The 11,934-nt window shown below is 58.2% G+C and carries 10 protein-coding genes and 4 pseudogenes; 9 read left to right on the top strand and 5 right to left on the bottom strand.

Annotated elements, in window-relative coordinates; translation table 11 throughout:
• Positions 1–67 precede the first annotated feature (67 nt).
• Positions 68–1,225, top strand: a complete 1,158-nt coding sequence (locus J2X71_RS19710) for a hypothetical protein (RefSeq protein ID WP_310384109.1) — start codon at positions 68–70, stop codon at positions 1,223–1,225.
• 22 nt (positions 1,226–1,247) lie between these two features.
• Positions 1,248–2,012 (top strand): ABC transporter ATP-binding protein, encoded by a 765-nt coding sequence (locus J2X71_RS19705; protein ID WP_310384107.1) that lies wholly within the window; start codon positions 1,248–1,250, stop codon positions 2,010–2,012.
• A gap of 89 nt (positions 2,013–2,101) precedes the next feature.
• Here the strand turns inward: J2X71_RS19705 and J2X71_RS19700 are convergent, their stop codons facing one another.
• From J2X71_RS19700 to J2X71_RS19690, 3 genes and pseudogenes are all read right to left on the bottom strand, one after another.
• Positions 2,102–3,058 carry an HD-GYP domain-containing protein gene (locus tag J2X71_RS19700; RefSeq protein WP_310384106.1) on the bottom strand — a complete coding sequence of 319 codons (957 nt, stop codon included), beginning with the start codon at positions 3,056–3,058 and terminating at the stop codon, positions 2,102–2,104.
• A gap of 68 nt (positions 3,059–3,126) precedes the next feature.
• A complete protein-coding gene (locus J2X71_RS19695) occupies positions 3,127–4,953 on the bottom strand; it encodes a GGDEF domain-containing protein (protein WP_310384104.1) in 1,827 nt (608 codons plus the stop codon).
• A gap of 194 nt (positions 4,954–5,147) precedes the next feature.
• Positions 5,148–5,222 (bottom strand): annotated as a pseudogene (locus J2X71_RS19690) (Na+/H+ antiporter NhaA); the annotation flags it as partial.
• On the opposite strand from J2X71_RS19690, the pseudogene J2X71_RS38120 reads away from it, so the two are divergent.
• Together J2X71_RS38120 and J2X71_RS19685 are read left to right on the top strand one after the other, a co-directional pair.
• Positions 5,223–5,495, top strand: a pseudogene (locus tag J2X71_RS38120) (hypothetical protein); the annotation flags it as partial.
• 64 nt (positions 5,496–5,559) lie between these two features.
• Complete coding sequence (locus tag J2X71_RS19685; RefSeq protein WP_113322326.1) at positions 5,560–5,745, top strand: hypothetical protein; 186 nt, start codon at positions 5,560–5,562, stop codon at positions 5,743–5,745.
• Positions 5,746–5,821: 76 nt separating this feature from the next.
• Here J2X71_RS19685 and J2X71_RS19680 read toward each other — a convergent pair whose 3' ends face one another.
• Complete coding sequence (locus tag J2X71_RS19680; RefSeq protein ID WP_310384102.1) at positions 5,822–6,661, bottom strand: SDR family NAD(P)-dependent oxidoreductase; 840 nt, start codon at positions 6,659–6,661, stop codon at positions 5,822–5,824.
• Between the two features lie 156 nt (positions 6,662–6,817).
• Here J2X71_RS19680 and J2X71_RS38115 point away from each other — a divergent pair.
• The 4 genes and pseudogenes from J2X71_RS38115 to J2X71_RS19665 all read left to right on the top strand — a co-directional run.
• Positions 6,818–6,994, top strand: a pseudogene (locus J2X71_RS38115) (ISL3 family transposase); the annotation flags it as partial.
• Positions 6,995–7,091: 97 nt separating this feature from the next.
• A pseudogene (locus J2X71_RS19675) lies at positions 7,092–7,381 on the top strand (SOS response-associated peptidase); the annotation flags it as partial.
• 309 nt (positions 7,382–7,690) lie between these two features.
• A complete protein-coding gene (locus J2X71_RS19670) occupies positions 7,691–8,065 on the top strand; it encodes a VOC family protein (protein WP_310384100.1) in 375 nt (124 codons plus the stop codon).
• Positions 8,066–8,433: 368 nt separating this feature from the next.
• Positions 8,434–10,425: an AI-2E family transporter gene (locus J2X71_RS19665; protein WP_405049736.1), complete on the top strand. Its 1,992-nt coding sequence runs from the start codon at positions 8,434–8,436 to the stop codon at positions 10,423–10,425.
• A 203-nt stretch (positions 10,426–10,628) separates the two neighbouring features.
• Here J2X71_RS19665 and J2X71_RS19660 read toward each other — a convergent pair whose 3' ends face one another.
• Positions 10,629–10,907, bottom strand: coding sequence for a hypothetical protein (locus tag J2X71_RS19660; protein WP_310384098.1), 279 nt, complete (start codon positions 10,905–10,907; stop codon positions 10,629–10,631).
• Positions 10,908–11,536: 629 nt separating this feature from the next.
• Here J2X71_RS19660 and J2X71_RS19655 point away from each other — a divergent pair.
• Positions 11,537–11,860 (top strand): hypothetical protein, encoded by a 324-nt coding sequence (locus J2X71_RS19655; protein ID WP_310384096.1) that lies wholly within the window; start codon positions 11,537–11,539, stop codon positions 11,858–11,860.
• Positions 11,861–11,934 lie beyond the last annotated feature (74 nt).

The following is an 11,934-nucleotide window of genomic DNA, read 5'->3' as shown; positions in this document are numbered from 1 at the left end:
CACAATCCGCCATTGAATTCCGGTGCGGCAGGGCGATGCCGAGCCGGCCAGGCAGGAAGAGTGATCAATGAAGCACGACAGGCTCATCCTAAGCCTGCTGCAGCAGGAAGTGCTGGGCTCACTCCGGTCGCTGCGCCGCGGCGATCTCGCGTGGATTATCCTCGGCGGCGGCGCGGTTATGGCCTATGCCGCAGCCGATGCCGTTGTGGCCCTGCATGCCGCCGCGCCGCTGCTGCGGAATTCGCGATGGCTTTGGTTCGCTGGCCTTCCGGCTGGAGCATTTCTGCTAGGGTTTTTCGCCGGTCTCGGGGCCATCCATCTCGCTTTGTCGCGCGCCTATGCGCCGTTTATGGCGGCTCTTCCCGTCTCCAACAGGGAGCGGCGGCGCATGGCGATTTTGGCGATCGCCTGCATCGGAACCGGTTTGGCAGTGCTTGTCGTCGGCTTTACCGCGTTGGCCTGCGTCTTGATCGCCAAGTCGGATTCGTTCATGTGGGCTATTGTCGCCGCGCCTCCTTTTGCCGCCGGTTTTGCGGCAGCAGTTGCTGCGCAGCTTCGCGTCCCCTCTTTTCTGCCAGCACGCAATGGCGATCATGAAACCGGCGGGGACAGACCGCTACTGACGCTCAACCGCTTAGACCGCGCCCGGCCGAGCTGGGCCGCCGCCTGGGCCTGGAACCTGCGCGCCGGCACTGTGATGCTGTCATGGCGCATTTTCGGAGCCGGCTCAGTGATGGGCCTTGCTGTTCTGATCTCGGCCGTCGGCGCGCTCGCCTATCATCGGGCCGCCCCAGGCGCGATCACCGGTCTGGTAGGTGGGCTCACCGTCTTCATGCTCGCAATGCGCTATCATCCGCTTGGCTCACCTGTGCTGCGCACCGCGCCGATTGGCTTCGGGCGGGCATGGCTGCGGTTCTTGTGGCTTCCACTGCAGTTGTCGACAGTCTTCTTCCTGTTGCCAACCGGGGCTGTGCTGGCGGCGGAACCATCCTCGTGGTCGTTACTCGCGGCGAGCGGGGTGTGGCTGTTGATGCTGAACGGCGCCTATGCGGTTTTCGCCGCCTATTTCATGGCGAAACCTCGGATCGCGGCGTTCAGCTTCCTGGCGGCGATCGCCTATGCCACCTACGAATTCTCCGAATACGGCCGCACGGTCGTTCTCGGGTTTCTCGCCCTTGTCATATGGCTGTTCTACCGAACGCGTCGGAGGTTCTATTATGGATGACAGCGCCCATGGATCCACGGACATGAGGGAGCTTCTGCGCCTATCCAACCTGAGCGCGGGTTACGGCGGCCGCGCTGTCATCGCCGGCGTCGATCTGACGATGCGGAGCGGCGAAATCCTCGGACTTCTCGGCGCCAACGGGTCGGGCAAATCGACGCTGATCAAGTCCATCACCGGGCAGCTCCGTCCGCGGACCGGGGCCATCGCCATCGACGGCATCGATCTCGCCCGGACGCCGGAGCAGGCCAAGGCGCGGTTTGGGCTGGCCATCGACGTCACAGACTTGCCGGCATCGCTTTCGGGACGCCAATATCTCGACCTCGTCGCCTCGCTTCGTTCATGCGCCCCCACCGACTGGCGAGACCGTGACTTGCCGGCACGACTGGGTATAACGGCCTGGCTTGATCGGCCAATCGCTGAATATTCACTCGGCACACGCGCAAAGATCGCAATCACAGCAGCCCTGATCGGCTCGCCACCGCTGCTGATCTTCGACGAGTCCCTGAATGGCCTGGATCCGCTCGCCGCTTGGGAGATGAAGTCGCTGTTGATCGAGCTCGCCGCCAGCGGAAGACATGCCGTCCTCATCTCCACGCACGTCGTGGAAACCATACCCCGCCTTTGCAATCGAGCCGTGTTCCTCGCCAAAGGCAAAGTCTCGCAATCATGGGAAAGTGATGATCTTGCCAAAATGCGGGCAACACCTGGCGCTTTCGAAGAATGCCTTATCAGCATGCTCAGGCTCAACTGCAGGTCCCGCGTCCTGGGGAGCCCGGAGACGGCCTAACTCGCAAATCCGTTTCAATTGAAGGATGAACCACAGATCCATCATGAGCGGCTGCGCTCCGATCAGAAGGAGAAGACCAAGCAGGCAAGCTAGTGCAGCGTTCCACTGATGACCATCTTGGAGACGAACGCTGACAGGAGCTTGTGGTCGAAATGTCCGGGAGAGTTCATCATCATGTTGATTGCCTCAGCCTGTGAGAAAGCCGGCTTGTACGGGCGGATGGTTGTCAGCGCCTCGTATACGTCGCAAATGGCAGCAACGCGAGCAACATAAGGGATCTTCCTGCCCGACAGGCGATCGGGATAACCGCTGCCATCATAGCGCTCATGATGGAAACGGCAGATATCGAGCACTTCATGCGGCGCCGAGCCCGCTTTCGCCACCATCTCGTAACCCTTTTGCGGGTGAGCGCGGACAAGATCCATTTCCTCGGCGGTTAGCTTCCCTGGTTTGTTCAGGATCTCATCAGGAATTATCATCTTTCCGAGATCGTGTATGAGACCGCCTAGGCCAAGAACACGCACTTCCTCTTGCCCATGACCGAGAACGCGCCCGAACGCGATCATCAAGGCGCTGACCGCAAGCGAATGAAGAAACGTGGTTTCATCCTTCTCCTTCAGCTTGGCAACAGCAATCAGCGCGCCAGTGTTGTCGAGCGTTTCCAACATGATGCGCTCAACCGCACTGCTCGCTGCCTCGTCTGCAAAACAACCGTTTGCGCGAGCATCCTCCAGCACATGACGAAGATGCGGTCCGATCTCCTGAATGGATTGTCTCGCGCGGCTGATCTCAGCCTTTGAAAAGATGGCCAGCAATTGCGCCTCAAAGCTTGCCATAGCGTTGCGTTGCGGCGCTCCTTCGACATCTACGCCCTTCGTGATGTCAATGACCACGCTTCTTACATGTCCATTGGCAAGCCTTCTGACATCATCGCCTTTGGAGACCAGAAAAGGCTTGAACCGAGCGGCATCCACTTGGGTCGTAAACTCCATATCGTTGATGAACATGCCGACCCGGAGCTGATTCAATTGGATGCGTTTGAGCATTTATGATCTTCCTGAAAATCTTGCATTATCGATTGATGAAACGAAGCCGGAGAAACAGAAGATCTATCTCAGCTGGAGTACCTGAGTGGCTCCGAGAAGGACCCGCGACGCACGAGCCGCTGGCCGCGCGCGCTTAGGAACTGACCCGCCTTCAGGGCGTCCATCGCTCTGGCGAAGAGATAGCCCTGACCCAGCCTGCAACCGAATGCTTCGAGACGGCGGGCCTGTTCCTCGTCCTCGATGCCTTCCGCCACCACGCGGATGCCAAGCTTACCTGCGATCGAAAGCACGCCTTCGACGATCACCATCCCGGCGTCATCAATGCTCGTTCGGTCAATGAAGGATTTGTCGATTTTGATGATGTCGACGGGCACCGTCAGAAGATGGGTCAAGGAGGCATAGCCGGTCCCGAAGTCGTCGAGCGCGACTTTCAGGCCCTCCAAGCGCAAGGCTTTGATCTCATCCGCCACCACGTGGTCTCGCTGTCCGAGGTAAACAGATTCCGTCACCTCGAGGATCAGGTGATCAAGGGGGACATCCGCATCTTCGAAGACTCGGCAAATTTTGTCACGCAATCCTCCCTTGCGAAAGTCGGCAGCTGACAGATTTACGCCGACATGCTGTAGAGGAAGCCCGTCGTCGAGCCATGTCCGCATGTCCTTCGCAACTTTGGCCAACATCCGCTCCGTCAGCGTTGAAGCAACGTGGGCGTCTTTGGTCGCCTCATGAAAATGAGCGGCTGCAACAACGTCGCCGGAGTTGGTCTTCATCCGGCACAAGGCCTCCAGACCGACAGCCTCGCGCGTATCAAGGCGCACGATCGGCTGGTAGTAAGCCTCGATGCGGTTCTCGGATAGTGCAAGGCTGACGTCCCTTACCGCCCTGAAGCGGCGCGTCAACGCTGTCCCGAGTCCCGAATGGTACTCGACGAATTGTCCACGGGCATGCTCTTTGGCGTGGTAGAGCGCGATGTCTGCATTTTGTCGGACTTGCTCAGGATCGATATCGTCGGTCGCCAAGGCACCGCCGAGTGTCGCCGCAGGAAAGACGACGTGGCCCGCGCAATCTGTTGGAGGTTCGAGTACCCTCAGGATCTGAATCGCTTTCCGCTGCAGATCAAGTTCGCCTTCGCCGACGGCGATGATTGCGAATTCGTCGCCGCCCAGCCGATAGGTCCTTTCCCTGCCCGCGGCTGTCGCGATGCGCTCCGCCAGAACGCGGATCAGAGCATCGCCAGCCGCGTGACCAAACGTATCGTTCACCGGCTTCAGATTGTCGACATCGGCTATTATAATGCCCCAGCCGTGATTTGCAGGCGGCGTCAGGGTTCGAAGAGCGAGATCGAAGGCAGCCCGGTTATGGAGCCCTGTAAGTCCATCCGTGTATGTCAGACGCTGACGCTCGGCTACCCGTTCTTCACGCTCGATTGCGATCGAGCACAGATGCACACATGCATCCACAATCGTTTGCTCAAGCTCGCTTGGTCCCCGGTTCTCCCGGTAATAGAAGGCGAAGGTACCGATGACGCGGTCGCCGCTCTTGATCGGGCTTGACCAACAAGCCTTCAAGCCAAGCGCGAGAGCAAGGGCAGCATAGTCGGTCCATATTGGGTTCGTTTCTATATCGGTGACGACAACCGGCGACCCAAGGAAGGCGGCGGTCCCGCAAGAACCTGCATAAGGCCCTATTTTGACGCCGTCCACCGCGGCGGAATATGATGTTGGGAGCGACGGCGCCGCCAGCGTCGACAAACGGACGCCATCGGACTTGAGGACTGTGGCCGCAATGCCCGGAATCGCTGCTTCAACCTTTGAGCACAATGCTGAAAGCGTGGTCGCCAGCGGCTGGCCTTTGGCAATCATTTCAAGAATGGCATTCTGCAATTCTAGGATCATGAAAGGGCGTCTCGAAAGGGAAGCCCTCTTTAACAGCCGCAGTTTCCGATCAAGTTACCGTATCGATTAAATATTGATCAATTTGGCGGCTGGGTTGGTGGGTCAGTCGATGTCCCCGCTCAGATTCGGCGGCGACGTATAATCAGTCCATCGCCGCTCGCGCCAGCAATGAACATCTCTCGGAACCGAGGCGCGCCCGCGTTGGAAAATCCGAAAATCGGGACGATCAGGAAGGCTACCGGCTTGTGAAGGCCGTGCTCCAATTTATGGCCGGCGCCATGATGATTGCCGGAGCCTTGACGCGGATTTCCGCGCCGGTGGGTTTGTTTATCGATGCCATTGGTGGCTCGCCGGTGTTTCCGGCGGTATAGGTAGACAAGCGACAGCTCAAATGCGCCTGCGTCGGCGGCGACTGCAGGCTTCCGCTGGGTTTCATCTGCCTTGCGGAGAACCTGATGATGGTCGCGGGTGGCGGTCTGTGCGGCCATTTACAGGCTCCAGACGACAAGACTGCGAATTTCAAATCTGGTTTCAGATGGTGACAAGTGTTGAGGGAACCGGCCCCGATTTGTGCTCGTTTCGCCCTTGAAAGGAGCGACTACACAAATGCCAGCCACAGCAGATAAAGAATATACGCCCTCCACCCTCCACGACCGCTACCAGATGGACCTCGGCGAAGCCAAAAGGCTGATCAACAGTTTCGGCAGCAATCGCCTCGAGCTAGATCGTCTTCTCGGATCGCGGGACAGGTCATCGCCTCAGGCCGGCGAAGAAAACGCGGCCGCAGCCTGAGGCGGATCGCTGGCTGGGTGCATTGGAAGATCGATATCATCGGCCCTCGTCGTGATAGCCCTCATCGCCAACCACTTTAGAGCTTGGCTTGGTCGACGTCGCTGAGGCGCAACGCTCTGCCGTCTGCCGCGACTATGGCGTCCATCTCCTCTGCAAGCGCGTCGCGATCATCGACACCACGCAAGAGGCGGCCGGCTAGAGTATCGAAACGTCCGGCGGCGATGTCGGCAATCAAGAGTGCAGCCCGCGACGGTTCGATGTTGACGCCATCATCGAAAAGCTTCTGGATCCCGGGCAGGTAGGTTTTTCCTGCTTCTGAAAAAAGCTGCATTTCGGTCATCGCACTCCGAACGAGGCCGGGATCGACCGCAAATGCGCGCACCCCCTGGCCGATGGTGGTGTCGTTCAGGCATTCCGTGAGCCGCATGACGGCGGCTTTGCTGGACGCGTAGCCAGAGCCATGGGGAAAGCTGTTGCCCGTTCCGCCACCAACGAGGTTTACAATCCGGCCCCTACCCCGCGCCAACATCATAGGGGCGGCCGAGCGGCAAGCATTGAAAGTGCCTCGCAGATTGATCTCGACATCCCGCCACCACACAAGAGGGTCACAGTCCCAAATCGGGCCAAAGCCCTGGAACGAGCCGTGATTGTTGATCAGAATGTCAACAGGACCCAATTCGGTCGCCACCCGGGTAAGGGCATTTTCAACAGCGGCAAGGTCGACGATGTCCGTCGAAATAGCGATCGCTTCCCCGCCCTCTCCCTCGATGAGAGAGACTGTTTCCTCAATCTCGGTCACCGTTCGCGCCAGCACGGCAACCTTTGCTCCCTCCCTCGCCTGCTCTAGAGCGATTTCTCGACCTATCCCCCTGCCACCGCCAGTTACGACCGCGACCGTATTCGAAAGGCGGGCCATGCTAACTCCTATGCATTGCCAAAATGATCTGGTGATAGAACTATGTGTGCGGCGGCGGCTGATGACAATGCCGCCCCCTGGCTTTTTTGGCTTGGGCTAATCCAGCGGTCGTCTTAGCCGACAAGGTCGCATAGCGCTACGCGGCGACCGAGAGGCTCGGGTCGGGCGCGAGATCGTTGGCTTCAGGAACCCGTTTGGATCCCTGCTGCGACGACAGCGCCGTGCCCGCTTGGCGCACAGGCAATCTCGTCAGGAATATTCATGACGCTTCAAGCTCTGCCGCAGCAGGGCCTCACCTACAGCGAGATTGCAAGGAGGATCGGGTTCGAGCGCAGCTGCTGAATTATCCGCCGCGATAGCATTGCCTCGGCAGGTCACAATTTTTACGAACCATTTCGCTCTTCGGCCGCTCTTAGTATATTCAGAGCTTGCCGGCATCCATGTGCCGCAATGGAGAATCGTCCGGAAGGTACAGGACGGACTGACGACCGATGTCCTCTATGGTTTCCTGACCACGGACCCGAACGATCTCGTGAAGCCGATCCATGAGAAGGCCATGCCGATGCTGTTGCTGTCGAAGGAAGAGACCGACACCTGGATGCGGGGGCCCTGGCCCGCCGTCTGCCAACTGACGCGCTCATCATCTCCTCGCGCGAACCGTACGGATCCACGATCGTCTCGACATCCGAAGAGCCGATGGAACAGGGCAGTGTGCTTTGACGCCTGAACTCTAAGCTTGATTGCGTCGGAAACGAAAAAGCCTGCCGCGGGAGGAGGTGCGGCGGGCCTCTCGAAATATTGAACATCGGCTGGGAGGAGGATTGCCGCGGCCATCTATTGCGCGTCGAAATCCAGCTTTGGAAGAACACCAATGCGCAGGCGGCAGACAGGGTGTCGGCCCGGGTCTAGCGTCAGTAGGTTAAGTTCTGTGAGATGACATTGACTTCGTCTCGATAGTGGCCGACCTCCTATCCTGGGCGTTCGTTGGAGTGCCATAATGACCGACCTCATCGTAATCGGAGATCAAGCATGTTCACCCACGTCATGATTGGCAGTAACGACTTGGAGAAGGCCAGGGCGTTTTACGACGCGACGTTCGTTGCTCTTGGTGGGCAGCGCGGCGAGATGGATGCCAGAGGCAGGCTGATTTATGTCCATGAGGGTGGCAGGTTGATGATCACGAAGCCGATTGACGGCAAGCCGGCGACTGCGGCGAACGGTGGGACAATAGGAATTGCCGCCGCAAGTCCCGACCATGTTCTGGCGTGGCATGTCGCCGGCACCGCCAACGGCGGCACGTCCATCGAAACCCCGCCTGTGGAGCGTCCGAACGGGGCGTTTGTCGCCTATCTTCGCGATCCGGACGGCAACAAACTCACGGCACGGTCTTCACCAACGAAATGAACAGGAGCAACAACTCCTTTAAGCTAACGAGCGCTTATCGGAAGCACCCCGAACGAGACCGCTCGAGGAAAAGCTGGCAGTTACACTTGGAGTGCCTCAACAAAGGTGAAGTGTGGTGGAATCCAAGAGTCCCGCTCATCGTCCTCGCTGTCAAACAAGTTAACCTTCTGGGTTGAGAGGCCTTGCCGAAGCCTTCATTTTACGGCGACCTGTGTCTTTCACTGCCTTGTCCCGACCTCGATACGAGTTTTCGTCGCTAAGCGGTTACTAAGCGAACGAAACGCGTTTTGCCGTCCAATCAGGAGCAGCAAACCATTGCCGTGGTAAACCTGTGCGCTAATTGCAGAAGAGCAAGTAAGAAGACCCTTATCGGCTCTTCGAGCTACCCCAGGGAGGCGGAAGTGGAAAATGACCTCGGCGGCCCCCGCCGCGTCTATTCGATCTCGCCCTCCTCGCCGTCAAGGATGCCGGCATTTGCGAGTGTACTCGCAGTTATCGCCATTCTCTATTTTGCCAAGGAAGTGCTTCTTCCTCTCGCAATTGCAGTCCTGTTGACGTTTGCATTGGGTCCGATTTCCTCTCGGCTGCGCAAGCTGGGTGTTCCCAAGATTTTGGCGGTCATAATCACCGTCGTGCTTGCTTTCCTCGCTCTCATCCTGTTCGGGCTTGTTGTGGCGGGACACGTTGCTGAGGTCGCTCAAAACCTCCCAGCTTATCAAGGCAACATCATAGCAAAGATCCGGGCGCTCCAGGAAAGTGGAACCGATAACGGCATTGTTCGGCGCCTGACGTCAGTCGTGGAGAGCGTCGGACGCGAACTCAACAGCGCCGAGCAGAGGTCAGCTACTCCAGGTGGTGGTTTCACGCCAAGGGAGCCTCTGCTAGTCGAAATATTCGCGCCTAGCCGGCCGATCGAAACGCTTACAAGCCTGATAGGTCCCTTGCTCGGTCCCATTGCGTCATTGGGCTTGATCATAGTCGTCGTTATATTCATGCTTCTAGAGCGAGAGGAGCTTCGCGATCGCTTTATCCGACTCGTTGGCTATGGAGACCTGCATCGCACCACTGAAGCAATCCAGGAAGCGGGCAGCCGCGTCGCCCGTTATCTTCTCATGCAGTTGGTTGTGAACTGCGCCTACGGCGTGCCCCTGGCCGTCGGTTTGTGGGTGGTTGGCATTCCCAATGCGGCGCTGTGGGGAATGCTTGCGATCGTCCTTCGATTTGTCCCCTACATCGGCCCCGTCATTGCGATGGTTCTACCGCTGTTCCTGGCCTTCGCAGTCGACCCGGGCTGGAGCCTCGTTCTTTGGGTTGGGGCCATCTTTCTCGTGCTGGAACTGACAAGCAACAACATCGTGGAGCCCTGGCTCTATGGTTCACGTACCGGGCTCTCTCCATTGGCGATCATTGTGGCGGCGATTTTTTGGGCGTGGCTTTGGGGACCGGTCGGTCTGATCCTTTCGACGCCGCTGACCGTATGCCTGGCTGTTTTGGGGCGGTACGTCCCACAGTTCGAGTTTCTAGAAGTTCTTTTCGGCAGCAACCCGGTACTCGATCCCAAGGAGCGCCTCTACCAGAGGCTTCTTGCTGGGGATCCTGACGAGGCGACCGATCTCGCGGAAGAAATCCTGGAGGAGGATTATCTGGAGGACTACTACGGCAAGGTTGCCATTCCGGCTCTTCTGCTCGCCGAGAAGGATCGGCGTCGGGGTGTTTTGACGGCAGAGCAGATGGAAAAGGTGTTTGGGGCCGCCATTGCTCTGATCTCGAACCTGGCCGAAATTGCCCAGGAAGAAGAGCAGGAAGAAGACGGTCAGGAAGAGAAAGAGTCGGCAAGTGGGCAACCCTCCACCCCCGCCAAGGAAGGTCATGGGATTGAAAGGGAACTGCCGGACGGGCGTGGCAAAACCGTCGTCTGCATCGGAGGCAGAGGCTCGCTCGATGACGCGTCAGCTGCGATGCTCGCCCAGGTCCTCCAGGTGCAAGGTGCCGACGTGGTCGCAGCAAGACATTCCGAAATTGCCAATCGCCGCGCCATGAGCCCCGTTCCGAAGCAAGCGAACGCCGTCGTGGTGTGCTTCCTCAACGAGGATTCGGCCAGGCATGCGGGCATACTCATTCGCCGGTTCAAGCGTATGTATCCGGCAATGCGCGTCGGCGCAGTCCTATGGGCGGAAGGCGAAGAGGATAGGCAATCGTCCGCGCTCGCGGAGGCTGACTTCATTGCCTCCACCTTGACCTCGGCGGCCCGCGAGGCACTGTCCAATGCACCGCCGTCAACATCGGTGGCACCGCCGCGCAAAATTCGGGTCAGACGGTCGCTCAACACGACAAACGCTGCCGCCGTGCAGTCACTTTGACATGTAGCGGCCTCACGGTTTGCCATTCTGACGACCAAATGCCGAAACGACATCCTCCACAGGGTCGTCGGGTAGTGCCGGCCCCGCATCTCCGGCCAACGGCCAGGGGTGTGCGCCGGGGACAGGAAGCTTGGGGCCGGCAAGAAATGTGACGAAACCAATGATCCTCGGGCAAGTCACTAATAGGACTTATTCACGTAGCATCAGTTCCGACTGTTGGCGAAACGGCGAGAGGGCGAAGTGGGGGTCTGCGCGTCATCGGATTGGGCGAGGTCCTCGCTACCGCGAAGTTGTGCGATCCCGAGCTGAACGACCTTGATCATGTCGGTCATCCGCTGCCCGCGGCTGTCCTGGTACTGTTCCAACGTGGGGGTATTACGAGCCACGTCGATCAGCGCAGAGATGCGATTTTCCCTAACCACTTTGGCGCCTGCAGCCCAAACCCGTTCGAACAATATTCGATCTGATTCAATAATTGGCATGATGTTCCGCTAGTCGATTGACCATAACGCAGAAGAGCTAGAGACAGGTCTCCCGCTTTTCAAGTGCGACAAAATTATGATTTCGTCACAACATTTTCCGTTGTTGTTGCGATACATCATTTATAGCTAAATAAGCGATAGTGCATATTAAATAAGCTACCCTGTAGCGGCTATATACTTACCTGATTTCCGGCCGGCACGATTTGTTCAGCCATACCAAGATCCAGGTTGGTGGACCGCGCAAACGAACCCCAGGGCTTAGAAGGGATCATCAGAGGGACAGGTTCGCCGCGCGATCCGCGCGCAAAACGCCGATCGTGACTGAAAGTTCCATTTCACCGATCGCCTGCCGTTTTTTGCATTCGCGAAATGTTCTTCAGCCAAACGTGAGGCGGCGCGCGCTGTCTCTGCCCATCCCTTTTACGACCAGATCCGCTCGCGCACCAAACTGACAAAACCGCCGTTCTAGCGGCCAAGCTCTTGTTCGATATGCTGTAGCATCTTGGGATTGAATTAATTGAGACTCTACACGCAAAAAGGAGTACGGTCCTCTCGTCGGCCCGGAAGTACAACGGTAGAGGCCGGTTGGGAGACCATGGGTGCTCTTGCCGCAACATTAGGTGCCGGCGATGTCTCTACTCCATCTGCTTTCGTTGCAGGACGAAGAAATCGATCTCATTACAGCAGTGGTTCAGAAATGGTCTTCCGCCCATCGGACACCCGTGGACAGTCAACGTGGACGCCGGGCAATGTGTGAGGCGGTGAGCATGGTCCTTCTTGCCAAGCAATCGCATGAACTTCTCTATGCAGAGCTTAGCCGCCACATGGACAAGCCCGTTATAGAGTTCGAAACGCACGCGCCTCCACTCGACAATATCCTGTCAGTTGAAACGGCAGGCCTGAAACTCATTCTGTTCGAGATGAAGGCTGCCGAGCGTGATCGAGGGCGCTAGCCAGTGCACCAATCGGTTTTAGGTGCGGAGCATGTCCTGGCAAATCCCCCCTTGAGCAGTTTGGGCCCGATCTC

This window comes from Rhizobium sp. 1399 (assembly GCF_031455475.1).
Taxonomy (GTDB): Bacteria; Pseudomonadota; Alphaproteobacteria; order Rhizobiales; family Rhizobiaceae; genus Rhizobium.
This window is presented reverse-complemented; position numbering and strand designations above follow the sequence as displayed.

Bases quoted from the DNA above. Each gene is read 5' to 3' on its own strand.
- J2X71_RS19670 (WP_310384100.1), top strand. From the start codon at position 7,691: ATGTTCACCCACGTCATGATTGGCAGTAACGACTTGGAGAAGGCCAGG.
- J2X71_RS19680 (WP_310384102.1), bottom strand. From the start codon at position 6,661: ATGGCCCGCCTTTCGAATACGGTCGCGGTCGTAACTGGCGGTGGCAGG.
- J2X71_RS19655 (WP_310384096.1), top strand. From the start codon at position 11,537: ATGTCTCTACTCCATCTGCTTTCGTTGCAGGACGAAGAAATCGATCTC.
- J2X71_RS19660 (WP_310384098.1), bottom strand. From the start codon at position 10,907: ATGCCAATTATTGAATCAGATCGAATATTGTTCGAACGGGTTTGGGCT.
- J2X71_RS19695 (WP_310384104.1), bottom strand. From the start codon at position 4,953: ATGATCCTAGAATTGCAGAATGCCATTCTTGAAATGATTGCCAAAGGC.
- J2X71_RS19705 (WP_310384107.1), top strand. From the start codon at position 1,248: ATGAGGGAGCTTCTGCGCCTATCCAACCTGAGCGCGGGTTACGGCGGC.
- J2X71_RS19685 (WP_113322326.1), top strand. From the start codon at position 5,560: ATGCCAGCCACAGCAGATAAAGAATATACGCCCTCCACCCTCCACGAC.
- J2X71_RS19710 (WP_310384109.1), top strand. From the start codon at position 68: ATGAAGCACGACAGGCTCATCCTAAGCCTGCTGCAGCAGGAAGTGCTG.
- J2X71_RS19700 (WP_310384106.1), bottom strand. From the start codon at position 3,058: ATGCTCAAACGCATCCAATTGAATCAGCTCCGGGTCGGCATGTTCATC.